Raw genomic sequence first — 19,886 nt, 5'->3', positions numbered from 1 at the left:
TTCGCCCCGGCAAGTTTACTGACCGCGGCGCCTGCAGGCGCCTGCGGATCTTTTAATGAGGTGAATGAAATGGAATTATCAGAAATCAGAGCAGAGCTCGAAAATATGGCTTCTCGTTTAGCGGACTTTAGGGGGTCTCTTTGACCTCGAATCAAAGGAGGCCCGCATTGCTGAGCTAGATGAACAAATGGCTGATCCGGAATTCTGGAATGATCAGCAAAAAGCTCAAACGGTTATAAATGAAGCAAACGGTTTAAAGGATTATGTCAATTCGTATAAAAAATTGAATGAATCCCACGAAGAATTACAAATGACTCATGATCTTTTGAAAGAAGAGCCGGACACTGATCTCCAGCTTGAGCTTGAAAAAGAACTAAAATCATTAACAAAAGACTTCAATGAGTTTGAGCTTCAGCTTCTTCTCAGCGAGCCGTATGATAAAAATAACGCGATTTTAGAACTGCACCCTGGTGCTGGCGGTACAGAGTCACAGGACTGGGGCTCTATGCTTCTTAGAATGTATACAAGATGGGGAGAGCGCCGCGGCTTTAAAGTAGAAACACTCGATTACCTTCCAGGTGACGAGGCTGGAATCAAGTCAGTGACATTGCTCATCAAAGGACATAACGCTTACGGGTATCTCAAAGCAGAAAAAGGTGTCCATCGTCTTGTGCGGATCTCACCATTTGATTCATCAGGCCGCCGCCACACATCTTTCGTTTCATGTGAAGTCATGCCTGAATTTAACGATGAAATTGATATTGATATTCGTACGGAGGATATTAAAGTTGACACGTACCGTGCAAGCGGCGCGGGCGGACAGCACGTCAATACGACGGATTCAGCCGTTCGGATTACTCACTTGCCGACGAACGTAGTTGTGACATGCCAAACGGAGCGCTCACAAATTAAAAACCGTGAAAGAGCCATGAAAATGCTGAAGGCCAAGCTGTATCAGCGCAGAATTGAAGAGCAGCAGGCAGAGCTGGATGAAATTCGCGGTGAACAAAAAGAAATCGGCTGGGGCAGCCAAATCCGTTCTTATGTATTCCATCCGTATTCCATGGTAAAAGACCATCGGACCAATACAGAAATGGGGAACGTTCAAGCTGTAATGGATGGTGACATTGATACGTTCATTGATGCCTACCTGCGTTCTAAGCTTTCATAAGCTGAAAAACACACCTGATGCATACGGGTGTGTTTTTTTTATTCCTTATATCCTTGATTTCACTGCTGCTTTAGCATATTACCACTGTATTTGGGTGTTATTTACATCTAATCAGGGAAGGATTAAAATGCTATCGGAGAGCATTGGAAGAAACGGAGGATATATGATGGACGTACGGAATAAAGCATTGTGGATTTTGCGGGATTATGTATACATATTGATAGGAGCAGCGATCACGGCCGTGTCCTTTAATGTATTTTTGCTTCCGAATAAGATTGCCGCCGGCGGTGTCAGCGGGATCAGTACGATTCTACAATCATATGGTTTTGAAGCAGCGTATGTACAGTGGATTATTAATATCCCTTTATTTATTGCTGGCGTCATTTTGCTCGGCGGGAAATTTGGACTAAAGACGCTTGCAGGTTCTGTGTTTTTGCCGCTAGTAGTGTTTCTGACAAGGGATATTCAGCCCGCCACTCATCATGAACTCTTGGCGGCGATTTTTGGCGGTGTCGGGATAGGTATCGGAATTGGTATTGTGTACTTAGGGAAAGGTTCGACGGGAGGTACAGCCTTGGCTGCACAGATCATTCATAAGTACTCCGGTCTGTCATTGGGGAAGTGCCTCGCCATCATTGACGGAATGATTGTTGTTACGGCTATGATCGTATTTAATATTGAGCAAGGCTTATATGCCATGCTTGGCGTCTATGTGTCCAGCAAAACCATTGATGTTGTGCAAGTCGGCTTTAATCGTTCAAAAATGGCACTCATCATTACAAAGCAGGAGCAGGCTGTCAAGGAGGCTGTCTTACAGAAGATTGACAGAGGCGTGACAAAAATTTCTGCAGTCGGCGGATATACTGACGATGACCGTCCGATTTTAATGTGCGTGGTTGGGCAAACTGAATTCACCAAATTGAAACAAATCGTCAAACAGATTGATGAGTCAGCTTTTGTGATTGTAGCAGACGCGAGCGAGGTGCTGGGCGAGGGTTTCAAACGCGCTTAAACGAGGTTATAATATGGAAGAGATCGTAAAGGAGTTGTGCTTCTCAACATGAAATCAAAGTTATCGATACTAATGATTGGATTTGCGCTTTCTGTTCTGTTGGCTGCCTGCGGATCAAACGATGCAAAAGAAGAGAAGGCAGACACCGGCAGCAAGACGGAAGCCACTGCATCTGAAGGGGAAGAATTATATCAGCAAAGCTGCGTAGGCTGCCACGGCAAGGATTTAGAAGGTGTGTCAGGGCCTAATCTCCAAGAGGTCGGAGGCAAATACGATGAACACAAAATTGAAAGCATTATTAAAAACGGCCGCGGCAATATGCCAAAGGGGCTTGTAGAGGATAACGAAGCCGCTGTTATTGCCAAATGGCTGTCAGAAAAAAAGTAAGATAAAAACATCCTTGCCGAGTGCCGGCAAGGATGTTTTTATGCCTTGACAATATGAATGAAAAGAAACTGTAATAGTATTATGTCTAAATTTGACGTATAATGAAGTGTATTGAAAAAGGGAACTTTCAGATTTTTCATCTTTTTACAAATGAATGGGTCATAAATTGTCGAATGCATTCGAAGAGTATGACCGTGTGATAGATAAAATGATATAAAAGATTAGGTGATTTCATGATAGAGATGAAGGAAGTATATAAAGCCTATCCGAACGGCGTAAAAGCGCTCAATGGGATTTCTGTTACCATTCATCCCGGCGAGTTTGTGTATGTTGTTGGTCCGAGCGGAGCGGGTAAATCTACTTTTATTAAAATGATTTACAGAGAAGAAAAACCGACAAAAGGACAAATTTTAATCAATCATAAAGATCTCGCGACAATTAAAGAAAAAGAGATTCCTTTCGTGCGCCGCAAAATAGGCGTTGTCTTTCAGGATTTCAAGCTTCTTCCGAAACTTACTGTTTTTGAAAATGTGGCATTTGCCCTTGAAGTGATTGGAGAACAGCCGTCTGTCATTAAGAAACGGGTGCTTGAAGTGCTTGATCTCGTGCAGCTGAAGCATAAAGCGCGACAATTTCCTGACCAGCTTTCAGGCGGGGAGCAGCAGCGTGTATCTATTGCAAGATCAATTGTGAACAATCCTGATGTTGTCATTGCTGATGAACCGACAGGAAACCTTGATCCGGATACGTCTTGGGAAGTCATGAAGACGCTGGAGGAAATTAACAACCGCGGGACAACAGTCGTGATGGCGACACATAATAAAGAAATCGTAAACACCATGAAGAAACGTGTCATTGCAATCGAAGATGGTATCATTGTGCGTGATGAGTCAAGAGGGGAGTATGGTTCATATGATTAAAATTCTCGGGCGCCACTTGCGTGAGAGTTTTAAATCTCTCGGGAGAAACACATGGATGACATTTGCATCCATTAGTGCTGTAACCGTTACGCTGATTTTAGTCGGCGTGTTTTTAGTGATTATGCTGAATTTGAATAACATGGCCACGAATGCTGAAAAACAAGTTGAAATCAAAGTGCTGATTGATCTGACTGCAGATCAGAAGGCACAGGACAAGCTTCAGAACGATATTAAGGAACTGAAGGGCATTCAGAGTGTCACTTTTTCATCTAAAGAAAAAGAGCTTGACCAGCTGGTTGACAGTTTTGGTGACAGCGGAAAATCCCTGACAATGAAGGATCAGGAAAACCCGCTTAATGATGCGTTTGTCGTCAAAACGACAGATCCGCATGATACGCCGAACGTGGCGAAAAAGATCGAAAAAATGGATCATGTTTATAAAGTCACTTATGGAAAAGAAGAGGTCAGCCGTTTGTTTAAAGTGGTCGGCGTTTCCCGCAACATTGGAATCGCGTTAATTATCGGCCTGGTATTTACGGCGATGTTCTTAATTTCCAACACCATTAAAATTACAATTTTCGCAAGAAGAAAAGAAATTGAAATCATGAAGCTTGTCGGCGCGACAAACTGGTTTATCCGCTGGCCGTTTTTCCTTGAAGGATTGCTGCTAGGCGTATTCGGTTCTGTGATTCCGATTGCACTGGTGCTGAGCACTTACCAATACGTCATCGGATGGGTCGTTCCAAAGGTTCAAGGATCATTTGTCTCTCTTCTTCCTTATAATCCATTTGTATTCCAAGTTTCGCTAGTGCTGATTGCAATCGGCGCAGTAATTGGAGTATGGGGAAGTCTGACTTCCATCCGCAAGTTTTTGCGAGTATAAAGTGAAAAAGCCGTTCCGCTTTCGGGACGGCTTTTCATTTGCCTTCTTTTTCTTCTATGATTACATGAAATCTCCATCCTTTACATATACTATCTCTAGGTTTTGGTAAAGACAGTCTGGCATACAGGAGGAGTAAAGGATGAATCAAAAAATAATGGCTGTGATAGCAGCAGGGAGCATGCTGTTCGGAGGCGCCGGTGTATATGCGGGAATCAACCTGCTTGAGATGGATAAGCCCCAGACTGCAGCAGTTCCCGCGACGGCACAAGCTGACTCTGAACGGGATAAAGCTATGGACAAAATCGAAAAAGCGTATGAGTTAATTTCGAATGAGTACGTAGAAAAAGTAGATAGAGAAAAGCTGCTCGAGGGAGCCATCCAGGGAATGCTGTCTACGCTAAATGATCCTTATTCTGTTTACATGGATAAGCAGACAGCTAAGCAATTTTCTGATTCTCTTGATTCCTCATTTGAAGGCATCGGGGCTGAGGTTGGCATGGAAGACGGCAAAATTATTATTGTTTCCCCATTCAAGAAATCGCCAGCGGAAAAAGCCGGGTTGAAGCCTAATGATGAAATTATCAGCATCAATGGAGAATCGATGGCCGGCAAGGATTTAAACCACGCTGTGTTAAAAATAAGAGGAAAAAAAGGGTCCAGCGTTTCAATGAAGATTCAGCGGCCTGGAACGAAGAAGCAGCTGTCATTCCGGATCAAGAGAGCTGAGATTCCACTCGAAACGGTTTTTGCATCAGAGAAAAAAGTACAGGGGCATTCTGTCGGATATATTGCCATCTCTACTTTTTCTGAGCACACCGCAGAGGATTTTGCAAAAGCGCTGAGGGAGCTTGAGAAAAAAGAAATAGAAGGACTTGTCATTGATGTACGCGGCAACCCGGGCGGATATCTTCAAAGTGTGGAAGAAATTCTTAAGCATTTCGTTACAAAGGATCAGCCGTATATTCAGATTGCTGAACGCAATGGGGATAAAAAACGTTATTTTTCAACATTGACCCATAAAAAAGCGTACCCTGTCAATGTGATTACGGATAAAGGAAGTGCCTCTGCATCAGAAATTCTTGCCGGCGCATTAAAGGAAGCTGGCCATTATGATGTTGTAGGCGATACGTCTTTTGGAAAGGGAACGGTTCAACAGGCTGTGCCAATGGGGGACGGCAGCAACATCAAATTAACGCTTTACAAGTGGCTGACGCCAAATGGAAACTGGATTCATAAGAAAGGAATTGAACCGACCATTGCGATTAAGCAGCCCGATTATTTTTCCGCCGGGCCTTTACAGCTGAAAGAGCCGCTTAAAGTGGACATGAACAATGAAGACGTCAAGCATGCGCAGGTATTGTTAAAAGGTCTCAGCTTTGATCCGGGACGTGAGGATGGCTATTTCAGCAAAGACATGAAAAAAGCGGTTATGGCTTTTCAGGATCAAAACAAGCTGAATAAAACCGGTGTGATCGACACTCGCACTGCAGAGACATTAAACCGGCAGATAGAAAAGAAAAAATCAGATGAAAAAAATGATTTGCAGCTTCAAACAGCATTGAAATCATTATTTGTCAATTAAAGGAGATGGTATTCCATCTCCTGTTTCTTTGTGCTTAAAGAGATTATGGATCATAAGTCACATAAAAAATGAGTTTTTGACAAGAAATTAAAAAAATTTTCACAAATAAACATTTATAAAGGACTGTTATTACCCGATATCAATATATGAGAGAGACTTTCTAACGAGTTAATATGCATTTAAAATGAAACTTTTGCAAGTTGCCTAGTCTTTGTTTACTTCATACAATATAAGAAGGTTCTAAAAAGAACAGTAATCAGGTTAATGGCAGCTGAACGACAGGTATTTAAAGAGTAACGTTAGCGAGAATGCTTGTTAGCACTCCAGTACTGCTGCTTATACTGGCCCGTGCTTATCTGTATAAAGAAAATGGGGGTTCACAATTGAAGAGGGCAAGTATTGTGCGTGAAAAAAAATATTATGAATTAGTGGAACAATTAAAAGACAGAACACAAGACGTAACATTTTCAGCTACAAAAGCACTAAGTCTTCTTATGCTGTTCAGCAGATATTTGGTCAATTACACCAATGTCGAATCAGTAAATGACATTAATGAGGAATGCGCCAAACATTATTTTAACTACTTAATGAAAAATCATAAGCGATTAGGAATTAATCTGACAGATATAAAAAGGTCGATGCATCTAATCAGCGGGTTATTGGATGTGGATGTAAACCACTATTTAAAGGATTTTTCACTATCGAATGTCACGCTGTGGATGACGCAAGAGAGATAAACTCTCCTGAGGATATCCAAGCCATTTAATATTTGATAGAATATAAGTAACATGTTTGGCTTGAGGCGGTGAGAGATAGTGTCTGTTCAATGGGGAATTGAACTGTTAAAAAGCGCGGGCCTGTTCTTCTTACACCCGCTTTTCTGGTTTTTTATCATCATAACCCTGGCTTTCGGCTATGTAAGAATCAAACGGGAACGAAAAACCTTTCATACAAGAATAGCAGATATTTATGATGATCTGAAATTTACATATACAAAGGGACTGATTCCAGGTCTTCTTTTGTCAGTTATTTTAGGTGGACTCGGAATATCGATTCCTCTCGGTTTACTTGCGATTATTGCCGTTATCACTGCAGCGGCAGCGTTCACTCTTCGCGCAAACTGGATGTCTGCTGCATATATCGTCAGTGTGAGTATGCTGATAGGTTTTGGACTGCAAATATATCAGGCGGAGCCCTTTCTGGAGAGATTTCCGCAAGGATTTGCAGTTGTTTGGCCGGCTGTAGCTGTGTTTCTAGGTTTGCTGATTATCACTGAAGGAGCGGTTGCTTATCGTTCTGCGCATGTGAGAACATCACCGGCACTTGTCGTAAGCAGCCGCGGTTTGCCGATCGGACAGCAGCTGGCAAACCGGGTTTGGCTTTTGCCGCTGTTCCTTCTCGTGCCCGGTAATGGTTTAGAATCGCACCTTAGCTGGTGGCCCGTGTTTACTGTTCCCGGCGGCTCATTCCATTTTCTATGGATTCCTTACTTTGTCGGATTTGGACAAAGGGTACAGGGATCGCTGCCTGAAACGAGTATAAGGATCACAGCGAAACGCGTTTGTATTCTCGGTCTTGCCGTCGCAGTTCTCGGTGCAGCGAGCTTACTGTGGACGCCGCTTGCGGGGGCAGCGGTCTGTACTGCTTTGTTAGGGCGCATTTTTCTGTCCATAAAGCAAAGAGTGAATGATAACGCGGCTCCGTTTTATTTCTCGAAAAGGGATCAGGGCTTAATGGTGCTTGGGATTATCCCCAATACGCCGGCTGAGGACCTGGAATTGAAAATCGGGGAAATCATAACGAAAGTCAATGGCATACCGGTTAAGAATGTTTCTGATTTCTATGAAGCGCTTCAGCATAACCGTGCATATGTAAAGCTTGAAATTATCGGTTTGAATGGAGAAATCCGTTTTGACCAGCGAGCTTCTTATGAAGGAGAACATCATGAATTGGGCATCCTCTTCGTAAAGGATGACCGTGAAGACGAAGCAGCCGCTTCTGGATCATAAAAGGCAGCCCGGCACCGCAGGAAGATGCGATGCCGGGCTGTTTTGCGTTACGCTGAGTTTTTTTCTATCCGTGCCGTTTCATCAGATTTGATGCCCAATGAAACAAAAACGCCGATGATGGCTACAGCAAAGAGAATCATAAATAGGGTGTGATATCCCGAAATCAGGCCAATTAAGGCTGATGAAATGATGCTTCCGAAATAACGGAAGGTCGAGAAAATCCCGGATGCCACTCCTGACATACCGGGGTCTACTGTGGCAAGGGATGAAACCTGCATGCTGGTCAGACCGACTCCGGAAGCGAGCCCGCCAAGGATAAGAGAGAGCATGAGGAACAAGACAGAATGCGAGCTGCTTAACAGCAGAAATAATAGATTCGCACCAGCCATCATGGCAAATGAAAGAAAAATAATTTTTTTTGCTCCCCATTTGTGATGGAGCTGCGCGCCCACCCAGTTGCTGGCTGACATGAAGATCGAAAATACAGAAAGCGCCATCCCGCTGTTAGACGTATTAAGCCCAAATTGGTTCGTCATAAATAACGGCATAATCAATAAGACGGCATACATCATCAAATTGCTTAACAAGACTGATAGATTCGCATTTGTAAAGGTTGAGCTTTTAAACAGTGCAAAGTCAATGATAGGGTGCTTGGTACGTTTTTCTCTTCTGAAAAAAAGCGGAACAAAAAGAAGTATCAATACACTGTATACCGCATATCCCCATGGAGCCTCATTTTTCGTCAGCAGGATAATGGAAACGATGCTGCCTGCAAGCAAGAGAGAGCCGATGATATCCAGCGGCGCGTCAGATTTATTTTCTTTATATTGAGGAAACATCGTTAATGCCGTAAATAAAGCAATAGCGAGGAACGGGATGTTGACCCAAAAAATCGAATGCCAGCTGAAGCTGTCAATCAGTATAGAGCCGATAAAAGGCCCGAGTGCTGCACCAAGTCCCGCACCCAGTCCGAAAAATCCAAACACTTTCGGTAGGCGTTTTTCGGAAACAACATGCCGGATAATGGCAATGCTGTTTGGCGTAAGCAATGCCCCGCCGACAGCCTGCAATGCCCGAAAGACAATTAACAGGAGCAGACTCGGTGAAAGGGCGCAGCCTAGAGATGCGATTAGAAAAAGGCCGACTCCCCATAAGTACATTGTTTTATTGCCGTACATGTCACCGAGCTTTCCTGCAATCGGCTGTGTGACTGCCATCACGATTAAATAAACGGTAACCACCCAAGTGATGCTTGCGATGGACTCGTTATACGTATGGGAAATAGATGAGAGCGCGACCGCGATCATCGTTGAATTAATGGGAGCCAGAATGGCCCCCAATAATAGCGAGACGATCAGCGCCCATTCTTTTCTTGAGCTCATTGGGATCCTCCTTTTTATTATGCCAAGGAGTTAATCAGCAGAAATTCCTTTGACAAATAGAGCTGTGCTGTGCTCCAGCATTTTTTCCTGGGGCATTGATATGACCCGGTCTCCTAAGTGGAGACGGTGAATGAAATAACCGAAGATAATCGACATGAACACGTCGGCATTCTCCGCTTCATTTCCTGTCTGAATAACCCCTTTCTCACCCATCGTTTTGAGATAATCAACCAATAGCTGTTTCATAGATTGGGGATATTCAGTGACGTGGTTAATGACATCCTGAAACATGGCCGGTTCACGAAAGCTGATTTTAATGATATCTTTTCTATGTTCGAGCTCCTCCAAGAGACAGATTCCGATATGAAGCAGGTCTTTGTACAAATCCCCTTCTGTTTGTTCCAAAATGCTGCCTCTGTTTGAAGAATGCTGAGAAAGCAAAGCCTCAACCAGTCCTTGTTTGTTTTTAAAGTTCCTGAAAATCGTCGCTTCACTTACATTTGCTTTTTCTGCAATTTCTTTTGTAGTTGTTGCGCGATATCCTTTTTTGACGAGCAGCTGCATGGCAGCGTCAAGGATTCTCTTGTTTGTCGGTCTCAATACGTTTCACCTCACGAGTATACTGGCAGGACAAGTATACACCCGCCCCGCTTGTATAAGAAAGAGGGGGACGCATCAGGACCGGCTGACAACTGTGATTTTGCCGCTGCTTCCGTCAACAGTGATGATGTCACCGTCTCGCAGTCTTTCGGTTGCCGTGCGTGTGCCGAGAACGGCTGGAATGCCGTATTCACGGGCAATAATCGCAGCGTGAGACAAAATGCCGCCTGTGTCTGTAATAATCGCTTTGGCGTCTTGAAACAGGCTGGTCCATAGCGGTGTGGTCATCTTGCAAACGAGTACGTCCCCAGGCGCGAATTGAGAAAATTCATTGGCGTCCCGAATGATTTTCACCGGACCTGTCGCAATGCCGCTTGATGCCGCAATGCCAAAAATATGATTCTCTGTGTTTTTTTCATCCTCTATCACAGCGCCGACAATTTCTTCAGCTGCTTTGAGCTGTTCTTTTGTCGGGGTGCCGAGGTAGGCAGGGGCTTGGGCCAGCTCATACTCATGAAAAATCTGTCTGCGTTTTTCAGCCTTTTCTTGCAGGGATACAGGGTGAAGAAGCGCTTGTTCCACTTCGTCGTCATATAAAAACCAAAGGTCCTCACGATCTTGAATGACACCGTTTTCCGCCAGCAATTCACCTATCTTCAGCAGAAAGATTCTCGCCTTGGCATCCAGCATGGCGTCAATATAAAAGTGGTGATCATCTTTTATATTTGCAGAGTTCAGTGTCCATTGATAATAGCGGTCAAATTTGGTGCGCAAACCGGGATCTTCTATGTTTTCCAAGAATTCATTGTATAATTTCTCTCGTTTTTCTTTCGTTTTCTGAAATTCATTGTCAAAATGATAGCCATTACGGACATAATTTTGAATATTAGCCAGAGCGAAATACGGATTTTCCACCCAGATTTGTTCAATCAGATCATGACTTTTAACAGATCTCCATCCGTATTCTTGCAAGAATTCATGGACGTTCTTCAGGAAGTGTCTCCCCTCATCTGTTTGTTCTAATTTCTCCTGGAGCTGTTCAGGCTTGTTGTTTTCAAAAATGGTCAGAAGGTTCGGGTTCTCCTGAACTTCCACAGAAAATAGCCATAAGCAACGGTCCGTTTCCAGTGATTTGTTCATTTTTCCTGTCAGCATCTCGTAAAAATGAGCGTTTTCGGACTCTCCTTGAATGTCCTGATACATCGCTTGCAGTTTGTTTGTTAAAAGGATTTGCGGGAAAACGATATTGAAGTGCTCTTCATAAGCCGTGAGATAAAAGGCCTTTAGTTTTTGAAAAGCATCCAGTGCGCTTTCTGCGGTATGCTCAGTTTGTGCGAGCTGGTCCAGTGTCCGGTAAAAAGGGAGGTATGTGTGATTGATGATGTCATACATATGCTCCGATAAAATCGGGAAAAGCTCTTTGCCGCAGTCTTCAGAAGGAGGCTGCTGTCCACCTTGGTTTTTGGAATAAATATGTCCGCGATAAAGTTTTACTTCATCAACAACTACACCAATCGGAAACTTTTGCATGCTCTTCTTCAAGCCATATTCCAATGCCGGCACGATGAAGGATGAAAATAACGGACTCACCGGACCTTCAATATTAGACTCCATGTTAAGCCAGAAATCATTCATATCAGTGTCGGTAATCATGAAGCTGCGTTTTTCTTCTGCCGCCTTTTTGTCCTGATCAATGGTTGTAATCGGGCGAGCTTGCAGAAGGTATATTTGATGATCAGCAATTCCAAATTCTATATCGACAGGATATCCGTACAGGTCTTCGGTTTTTTTTGTGATTTCAGCCAATTCAATCACTTGTTCATCTGTAAGGCAAAAACGGCTGCGCATGTCTTCACTGGTTTCTTTTTCAGCAATTCCTTCTGCCGCAGACTCCATGTAGATTTCCTTTGCACCTATTTCTTTCTGAATCTCAAACGAAGATTTATTAACAATGAACGTGTCTGGGGTAACACTTCCTGAAACAACAGCTTCACCCAACCCGTAGCTGGCGCTGATTAAAAGCTCTCTATCATCATGGGTAACAGGGTTGCGGCTGAAGATAACACCTGACATTTCTGAATCGATCAGCCCCTGAACGACTATTCCCATTAACGGCTCTGCGATTTGATTGTTCATTTTTTTCTTATAGCTGCTGACCCGCCCAGAAAAAAATGAGGCCCAGCATTCTTTCACTTTAGCCAGAAACTCTTCCTCTGTTTTGATATTTAAGTAGGTTTCATATTGACCCGCGAATGAGGCGCCTTCTAAATCTTCCGAAGCAGACGAAGAACGCACGGCTACGGATCGATATGATTCTCTAAGCTTATAAAAGGAACTAGTCAGCTCATCTTTCAGCTCATCCGAAAATGTTCCAGAAATGATCCCGCTTTCGACGTTTTCACTAGTCTCTTGAAGCTGGTTGTCCTCCATAAAACGTGCGAGCGCATTCGTTTGAATAATAAACCCGTCCGGAACAGGAAGACCGTGTTTGGTCAATTTAATCAAATTCATTCCTTTTGCTCCAGCCAGCTGGCTGGACTCTTCTGCCTGGCGAAATAAAACAGAATACATATTTGAAACCCCTCTTTTCTTCATTCATTTTGTTTTTCTCTCTAGTCTTTTTATTGCGGAGCCTGTGTTTAAAAAATGATAGTAAACACTATCATTCAATTGTAGGTTTTCAGGAAAATGCTGTCAAACGCAGAAAGTCCTAAATAAAATGAATAGTTAAGTTGGTTATATTATCCTGAAAAATGCGGCCGTACTGGTACTGTATGCCTATTTTCTTTTATTCTCGGAATCTGGCGGCGGACTTGATGATGTAATAAAAAAAGTGCCGCTGATTAGAACAGCGGCACCATGGAATAAGTTTTGACCGGCACCAAAATGCAAATATGGTGATTGATTTTGGCTGAAAAGGGGTATGGTGTAGGAGAGGGAGCGAATGCACGATTGTCCGATTCTTCATTTTTTACTATAATCAGATCAGATGAAGAATCCCTGAGGAGGGTTTTTGTTGATTACAAAAGCCGTTTTTGCATTGTTTTTCCCTTTTATGCTTGTTGTTCTATTTACTAGAGTCACCTTTAATCATTATGTGGCGATCGCTTTAACAGCTGCATTGCTGTTTGCCTCTTATTTAAAAGGCTATACAGAAACGTATTTTATTGTAGGATTGGATGTTGTGTCTCTTGTGGCTGGCGGACTGTACATGGCCAAAAAAGCTGCAGAGAAAAAAGAAGAATAAATCGGACATAATGAATATAAAGACTGAATACCTGCTTTTACGATTTAAAAGCAGGTTTTTTATACACAAAAACAGCTGGAAATAAAAAACCACCGAACTTTAGTTCGTATTTTTAGTGATTTTGCTTTCCATTGTGTTACTATATCTATAGGAAGATTTCGTTAAAGAAACGGAGGCTTATTTTTGTGAAAGATCGCTTTGAGTTAGTCTCGAAATATCAGCCCCAGGGAGATCAGCCGAAAGCCATTGAAAAGCTTGTGAAAGGAATTCAGGAGGGCAAGAAGCATCAGACTCTGCTGGGTGCGACAGGAACTGGGAAAACATTTACGGTGTCTAATTTGATTAAAGAAGTCAATAAGCCGACTCTCGTGATTGCCCATAACAAAACCCTTGCTGGACAGCTTTACAGTGAGTTCAAGGAATTTTTTCCGAACAATGCTGTCGAGTATTTTGTCAGCTACTATGATTATTATCAGCCGGAGGCGTATGTGCCTCAAACGGATACATTTATAGAGAAAGACGCTAGTATTAATGATGAAATTGATAAACTGAGACACTCCGCCACATCAGCTTTGTTTGAGCGCAGAGATGTCATTATTATTGCGAGTGTATCTTGTATATACGGCCTCGGTTCGCCTGAGGAATACCGGGAAATGGTCGTGTCACTGCGGACTGAAATGGAAATTGAGCGTAACGAGCTGCTCAGAAAACTTGTAGACATCCAATATGCCCGCAACGATATCGACTTTCAGCGCGGTACATTTCGTGTGCGCGGGGATGTAGTGGAAATCTTTCCGGCATCCCGTGATGAGCATTGTATCAGAGTTGAATTTTTCGGTGACGAAATCGAACGGATTCGGGAAGTGGATGCGCTGACAGGAGAAATTCTCGGCGACCGAGATCATGTTGCGATTTTCCCGGCATCCCACTTCGTAACGCGGGCCGAGAAAATGGAGAAGGCGATTCAAAATATCGAGAAGGAGCTTGAGGAGCAGCTGAAGGTCATGCACGAAAACGGAAAGCTCCTTGAAGCGCAGCGTTTAGAGCAGCGGACAAGATATGATCTTGAAATGATGCGTGAAATGGGTTTCTGCTCCGGCATCGAGAACTATTCAAGACATTTGACTCTGCGGCCTCCAGGTTCAACGCCGTATACGCTTCTTGATTATTTCCCAGACGATTTTATGATCGTGGTGGATGAGTCGCATGTGACAATTCCCCAGGTGCGCGGCATGTTTAACGGAGACCAGGCGCGGAAACAGGTGCTCGTGGATCACGGCTTCCGGCTTCCATCAGCGCTTGATAACCGTCCGCTTCGTTTTGAGGAATTTGAAAAGCATATGCACAATATCGTGTATGTATCAGCAACACCAGGGCCGTACGAGATTGAACATACAGATGAAATGGTCGAACAGATCATTCGTCCGACGGGGCTTCTTGACCCGCTTATTGACGTCCGTCCAATCGAAGGTCAGATTGACGACTTGATCGGCGAAATTCAAGCAAGAATCGAGCGAAATGAACGGGTGCTTGTGACAACTTTGACGAAGAAGATGTCAGAGGATCTGACCGATTATTTAAAGGAAATCGGCATTAAAGTAAACTATCTGCATTCTGAAATCAAGACGCTTGAACGGATTGAAATTATCCGCGACCTGCGCCTTGGCAAGTACGATGTGCTTGTCGGCATCAACCTGCTGAGGGAAGGTTTGGACATTCCCGAAGTATCCCTTGTTGCGATTTTGGATGCGGATAAGGAAGGTTTCCTTCGTTCGGAGCGGTCGCTGATCCAGACCATCGGACGGGCAGCGAGAAATGCGGAAGGCCGCGTCATTATGTACGCCGATAAAATAACGAAGTCTATGGAAATTGCGATTAATGAAACAAAACGCCGCCGCGAGCAGCAGGAGCGGTTTAATGAAGAGCACGGCATTACGCCGAAAACGATAAATAAAGAAATTCGCGATGTCATTCGTGCCACAGTAGCAGCTGAGGATAAAGCGGAATACAAAACAAAAGCCGCGCCGAAGCTGTCGAAAATGACGAAGAAAGAACGCCAGAAAGTCGTTGAACAGATGGAGCATGAAATGAAGGAAGCCGCCAAGGCGCTTGACTTTGAGAGAGCCGCGGAGCTTCGCGATTTACTTTTAGAGCTAAAAGCGGAAGGATGATGAACAAATGGCTATGGATCGGATAGAGGTGAAGGGAGCCAGGGCGCATAACCTGAAAAATATAGATGTAACGATTCCGAGAGATCAGCTTGTCGTTGTCACGGGTTTGTCCGGATCAGGTAAATCCTCCCTTGCCTTTGACACGATATATGCTGAAGGACAGAGACGGTATGTCGAGTCGCTGTCTGCTTATGCCCGCCAGTTTTTAGGGCAAATGGATAAGCCTGATGTGGATGCAATTGAGGGGCTCTCTCCCGCCATCAGCATTGATCAGAAAACAACAAGCCGTAATCCGAGGTCTACTGTCGGTACGGTAACTGAGATTTATGATTATCTGCGTCTTTTATATGCGAGAGTAGGGAAGCCTCATTGTCCGGAGCACGGAATTGAGATTACATCCCAGACCATCGAGCAAATGGTGGACAGAATTCTGGAATACCCGGAACGGACGAAGCTTCAGGTGCTGGCGCCGATTGTCTCGGGCCGAAAAGGCGCTCATGTCAAAGTGCTTGAACAGATTAGAAAACAAGGCTATGTCAGAGTCAGAATTGACGGCGAGATGGCTGAGCTTTCCGACGATATCGAATTAGAAAAGAACAAGAAGCATTCCATTGAGGTAGTCATTGACCGGATTGTCGTGAAAGAAGGCGTGGCAGCCCGGCTGTCTGATTCATTGGAAACGGCGCTCCGTTTAGGTGAAGGACGGGTTATGATCGATGTCATCGGTGAGGAAGAGATGATGTTCAGCGAGCATCATGCCTGTCCGCACTGCGGATTTTCAATTGGTGAGCTTGAGCCGCGTCTGTTTTCGTTTAACAGTCCGTTCGGGGCGTGTCCGACGTGTGACGGTCTCGGAATGAAGCTTGAAGTGGATGCCGATCTTGTCATTCCCAATCAAGATTTGTCATTGAAGGAGAATGCGGTCGCCCCTTGGACACCGATCAGCTCACAATATTATCCTCAGCTGCTTGAGGCAGTCTGCACCCACTACGGGATTGATATGGATGTGCCGGTCAAAGATTTGCCGAAGCATCAACTGGATAAAGTGCTGTACGGCAGCGGAGATGACCTGATTTATTTCCGATATGAAAATGATTTTGGACAAATCCGCGAAGGTGAAATTCAATTTGAAGGCGTATTGCGCAACATTGAAAGACGCTATAAGGAGACAGGCTCCGATTTCATACGTGAGCAAATGGAGCAGTATATGTCTCAGAAGTCTTGTCCGACGTGCAAAGGCTATCGGTTAAAGAAAGAGGCGCTTGCCGTACTGATTGACGGCCGCCACATTGGAAAAATTACCGAGCTGTCTGTCGCCGACGCACTTGCCTTCTTTAAAGACCTTACCCTTTCTGAGAAGGATATGCAGATCGCCAATTTGATTTTGCGCGAAATTGTGGAGCGCTTAAGCTTTCTGGACAAAGTCGGCCTCGATTACCTGACATTGAGCAGGGCAGCGGGTACATTGTCCGGGGGAGAGGCACAGCGCATCAGGCTGGCGACTCAAATTGGCTCGCGTTTATCCGGTGTGCTTTATATTTTAGATGAGCCGTCTATCGGTCTGCATCAGCGTGATAACGACCGCTTGATCAGCGCTCTGAAAAATATGAGAGACCTCGGGAACACGCTGATTGTTGTCGAACATGATGAGGACACGATGATGGCAGCAGATTATTTAATAGATATTGGACCGGGAGCCGGCATTCACGGCGGACAGGTGATATCTGCGGGTACGCCGGAAGAAGTGATGGAAGATCCAAACTCATTAACGGGCAGCTATTTATCAGGGAAAAAGTTTATCCCATTGCCTCCTGAAAGAAGAAAGCCGGACGGACGTTACATTGAAATTAAAGGTGCTTCAGAAAACAACCTGAAAAAAGTGAATGCCAAGTTCCCGCTTGGGACGTTTACAGCAGTTACAGGTGTTTCCGGTTCAGGAAAGAGTACACTCGTTAATGAAATTTTGCATAAGGCGCTGGCGCAAAAGCTTCATAAAGCGAAAGCGAAACCCGGCAGCCATAAAGAGATTAAAGGTTTGGATCATTTAGACAAAGTCATTGACATTGACCAGGCGCCAATCGGAAGAACGCCGAGATCCAACCCTGCGACATACACCGGTGTATTTGATGACATTCGTGATGTATTCGCGCAGACAAATGAAGCGAAGGTCCGCGGCTATAAAAAAGGCCGTTTCAGCTTCAACGTGAAGGGCGGACGATGTGAAGCCTGCCGCGGAGACGGGATTATTAAAATTGAAATGCACTTCCTTCCTGACGTATACGTTCCATGCGAGGTGTGTCACGGCAAACGCTATAACCGTGAAACGCTTGAAGTGACGTACAAAGGAAAAAGCATCTCTGATGTGCTTGATATGACGGTTGAAGATGCTCTTTCTTTCTTTGAAAATATCCCGAAAATCAAACGCAAGCTCCAAACCCTTTATGATGTTGGTTTAGGTTATATTACGCTCGGCCAGCCGGCGACGACCTTGTCAGGCGGAGAAGCGCAGCGCGTGAAGCTCGCGTCAGAGCTGCACAAACGCTCGACCGGACGCACGCTCTACATTTTAGATGAGCCAACGACAGGTTTGCATGTCGACGATATCGCCAGGCTTCTTGTCGTGCTGCAACGGTTGGTAGACAACGGAGACACTGTACTTGTTATTGAGCACAACCTTGATATCATTAAGACAGCCGATTACATTGTGGATTTGGGCCCGGAAGGCGGAGCCGGGGGCGGAACCATTGTCGCGTCAGGAACGCCTGAGGAAATCACTGAAGTGGAAGAATCATATACAGGCCGTTATTTGAAGCCTGTTATCGAACGTGACAAAACACGCATGAAATCGCTCTTGAAAGCGAAAGAAACAGCTACATCTTAAAACCCTCTGTTAAGAGGGGACAGCTTGTCAGCAAGTCCATCCTTGGGCTTAGCAGGCAAGCTTTTTCTTTACGGCATAATAGGTTTAGAAGTGAACTTACTGTTCAAGCAGGAAACACAGGTACACAACAAGCAGAAGATCTTGGTGCAATTAAAGATGAAATGGATGCGCTTATTGAGGAAGTTGATGGCATTTCAAATCGTACTGAATTCAACGGCAAAAAGTTATTAGATGGTACTGAAACTGATGGTTTCACTTTCCAAATTGGAGCAAATGCTGGCCAGCAGCTTACAGTTAACATTGACAGCATGTCATCAACTGCTTTAGGAGTAAACGCACTTAATGTAACAGATTTTGCTAATACTCCTTTTGATACTCAACTTGAAAGTATTGATACTGCAATCAACAATGTCTCAAACCAACGTGCTAAACTTGGTGCGGTACAAAACCGTCTAGAGCACACAATCAACAACCTTGGTGCTTCTTCTGAAAACTTAACAGCTGCTGAGTCTCGCATCCGTGACGTTGACATGGCGAAAGAAATGAGCGATTTCACAAAGAACAACATTCTTTCTCAAGCTTCTCAAGCGATGCTTGCTCAAGCAAACCAACAGCCGCAAAACGTGCTTCAATTGTTACGTTAATTTTGAACGGCTATCTCTTTCTGATAGTTACAGCTTGCCGACAGAGTCCATTAACTGGATGTGCCGGCAGGCTTTTTTTGTTACAATCATTTTGTGACAGCCAGGGAATCACTTGTTTTTTCAAAACAAAAAAGGCAAGATATTGTCATCTAACCTTTAACTTTGTTTCAGTTATAATGAATGATATGTTTTCCGCAATTACAAAGTCTTCTTATACAGCTGCTTACTTACACTCATTAAATCTTGAACAATATGCGTGTTGCTGCTGTCGAGCAGCACTTTTATATATTGGATATCGTGAGAGATCGGGAAGGGTCCGTGAATCTGCTCAAGCTCGGCGATCATTTCACGATTCATTCTTTTTTGTTCATGAATCAGCTTTAACACTGATTCTTGTGTTACTGTATAGTCACTGGGATCTTTCTCCATTGCTTGTCCAGCCTCCTTGGTTGCCGTAAGCTTTTTACATATTGTAATCGGTATAGCCGGAAGATTCTACTTCTAAAACTTTTTAAAATCCAATTTCCGTAAATCGGAGCATGTCTAAAGAATGAATTTGAAACCTGAAGAGATTTTAAACGTATAAATAAGTAAAACGTCCCTGATCTTTTGTCATGGACAATTCACAATAGGAGTGTGGAATGAATTGAACCGTAATCAAGCTATTATTGCATCACTTTGTTATTTCAGTGTGTTTATTGCGCCAATCATTGTGCCGATTGTCGCTTATTTTGTTGTAAATGAGAAAGAAACAAAACGCCATGCGATACGCTCTCTTATTTCTCACATAGTTCCGTTTGTCGGCTGGCTGTTCCTTTTTATTGCTTTACTTGGCGGAGCCGTTGCGATTGATGGAGACAGCTTGCTTCCTGTATTTGTAATCATCGGGGGAGCGGTTATTTATTTCTTAGTTGTCATTGGCATTATCATTTGGAATGTGATTCAGGGCATTAAGGTCCTGCGTGAAGCATAAGTAGACAATGGGGAGGAGATCGTA

At 44.0% G+C, this 19,886-nt stretch carries 16 protein-coding genes and 1 pseudogene; 13 read left to right on the top strand and 4 right to left on the bottom strand.

What is annotated here, in order from left to right; all coding sequences use genetic code 11:
• Positions 1-69: 69 nt before the first annotated feature.
• The 8 genes from prfB to minJ all read left to right on the top strand — a co-directional run bounded on the left by prfB (position 70) and on the right by minJ (position 7,964).
• Positions 70-1,171 (top strand): peptide chain release factor 2 gene (gene prfB, locus KXZ66_RS18565; RefSeq protein ID WP_145924791.1). Its coding sequence is split into 2 segments (ribosomal slippage): positions 70-141 and positions 143-1,171, totalling 1,101 coding nucleotides; the frame shifts between segments, so codons are not numbered across the junction.
• Between the two features lie 166 nt (positions 1,172-1,337).
• The gene (locus KXZ66_RS18560) at positions 1,338-2,183 is read left to right on the top strand and encodes a YitT family protein (protein ID WP_070547851.1); all 846 of its coding nucleotides are present in this window, start codon (positions 1,338-1,340) and stop codon (positions 2,181-2,183) included.
• 48 nt (positions 2,184-2,231) lie between these two features.
• The gene (cccB, locus tag KXZ66_RS18555) at positions 2,232-2,570 is read left to right on the top strand and encodes a cytochrome c551 (RefSeq protein WP_021480707.1); all 339 of its coding nucleotides are present in this window, start codon (positions 2,232-2,234) and stop codon (positions 2,568-2,570) included.
• Between the two features lie 233 nt (positions 2,571-2,803).
• The gene (gene ftsE, locus KXZ66_RS18550) at positions 2,804-3,490 is read left to right on the top strand and encodes a cell division ATP-binding protein FtsE (RefSeq protein ID WP_003228039.1); all 687 of its coding nucleotides are present in this window, start codon (positions 2,804-2,806) and stop codon (positions 3,488-3,490) included.
• Positions 3,483-4,373: a permease-like cell division protein FtsX gene (gene ftsX / locus KXZ66_RS18545; protein WP_009968247.1), complete on the top strand. Its 891-nt coding sequence runs from the start codon at positions 3,483-3,485 to the stop codon at positions 4,371-4,373. Before ftsE ends, ftsX begins: the two co-directional genes overlap by 8 nt.
• 139 nt (positions 4,374-4,512) lie before the next feature.
• Positions 4,513-5,955, top strand: coding sequence for a carboxy-terminal processing protease CtpB (gene ctpB / locus KXZ66_RS18540; protein WP_014481034.1), 1,443 nt, complete (start codon positions 4,513-4,515; stop codon positions 5,953-5,955).
• A gap of 383 nt (positions 5,956-6,338) precedes the next feature.
• Positions 6,339-6,692, top strand: coding sequence for a swarming motility protein SwrAA (gene swrA, locus KXZ66_RS18535; RefSeq protein WP_015251121.1), 354 nt, complete (start codon positions 6,339-6,341; stop codon positions 6,690-6,692).
• Between the two features lie 78 nt (positions 6,693-6,770).
• Positions 6,771-7,964: a cell division topological determinant MinJ gene (minJ, locus tag KXZ66_RS18530; protein WP_003228042.1), complete on the top strand. Its 1,194-nt coding sequence runs from the start codon at positions 6,771-6,773 to the stop codon at positions 7,962-7,964.
• A gap of 47 nt (positions 7,965-8,011) precedes the next feature.
• On the opposite strand, the gene KXZ66_RS18525 is transcribed toward minJ, so the two are convergent.
• The 3 genes from KXZ66_RS18525 to KXZ66_RS18515 all read right to left on the bottom strand — a co-directional run bounded on the left by KXZ66_RS18525 (position 8,012) and on the right by KXZ66_RS18515 (position 12,517).
• Complete coding sequence (locus KXZ66_RS18525; protein WP_219144693.1) at positions 8,012-9,346, bottom strand: MFS transporter; 1,335 nt, start codon at positions 9,344-9,346, stop codon at positions 8,012-8,014.
• A 30-nt stretch (positions 9,347-9,376) separates the two neighbouring features.
• The gene (locus KXZ66_RS18520; protein ID WP_219144692.1) at positions 9,377-9,946 is read right to left on the bottom strand and encodes a TetR/AcrR family transcriptional regulator; all 570 of its coding nucleotides are present in this window, start codon (positions 9,944-9,946) and stop codon (positions 9,377-9,379) included.
• Positions 9,947-10,021: 75 nt separating this feature from the next.
• A complete protein-coding gene (locus KXZ66_RS18515) occupies positions 10,022-12,517 on the bottom strand; it encodes a PEP/pyruvate-binding domain-containing protein (RefSeq protein ID WP_101501511.1) in 2,496 nt (831 codons plus the stop codon).
• Positions 12,518-12,962: 445 nt separating this feature from the next.
• On the opposite strand from KXZ66_RS18515, the gene KXZ66_RS18510 reads away from it, so the two are divergent.
• From KXZ66_RS18510 to KXZ66_RS18495, 4 genes and pseudogenes are all read left to right on the top strand, one after another.
• A complete protein-coding gene (locus tag KXZ66_RS18510; RefSeq protein WP_003228053.1) occupies positions 12,963-13,193 on the top strand; it encodes a CsbA family protein in 231 nt (76 codons plus the stop codon).
• A gap of 185 nt (positions 13,194-13,378) precedes the next feature.
• Positions 13,379-15,364: an excinuclease ABC subunit UvrB gene (gene uvrB, locus KXZ66_RS18505; protein WP_003228054.1), complete on the top strand. Its 1,986-nt coding sequence runs from the start codon at positions 13,379-13,381 to the stop codon at positions 15,362-15,364.
• A 7-nt stretch (positions 15,365-15,371) separates the two neighbouring features.
• Complete coding sequence (uvrA, locus tag KXZ66_RS18500) at positions 15,372-18,245, top strand: excinuclease ABC subunit UvrA (protein WP_219144691.1); 2,874 nt, start codon at positions 15,372-15,374, stop codon at positions 18,243-18,245.
• Between the two features lie 92 nt (positions 18,246-18,337).
• Positions 18,338-18,889 (top strand): annotated as a pseudogene (locus tag KXZ66_RS18495) (flagellin); the annotation flags it as partial.
• 198 nt (positions 18,890-19,087) lie between these two features.
• Here the strand turns inward: KXZ66_RS18495 and KXZ66_RS18490 are convergent.
• A complete protein-coding gene (locus KXZ66_RS18490) occupies positions 19,088-19,318 on the bottom strand; it encodes a hypothetical protein (RefSeq protein WP_003235419.1) in 231 nt (76 codons plus the stop codon).
• A 217-nt stretch (positions 19,319-19,535) separates the two neighbouring features.
• Here KXZ66_RS18490 and yvlA point away from each other — a divergent pair, with 217 nt between their 5' ends.
• Complete coding sequence (gene yvlA / locus KXZ66_RS18485) at positions 19,536-19,862, top strand: protein YvlA (protein ID WP_032726939.1); 327 nt, start codon at positions 19,536-19,538, stop codon at positions 19,860-19,862.
• Positions 19,863-19,886 lie beyond the last annotated feature (24 nt).

The organism is Bacillus sp. LJBS17 (assembly GCF_019334685.1).
Classification (GTDB): Bacteria; Bacillota; Bacilli; order Bacillales; family Bacillaceae; genus Bacillus; species Bacillus subtilis.
The sequence above is the reverse complement of the archived record's forward strand: the minus strand, read 5'-3'. Positions and strand labels throughout refer to the sequence as shown.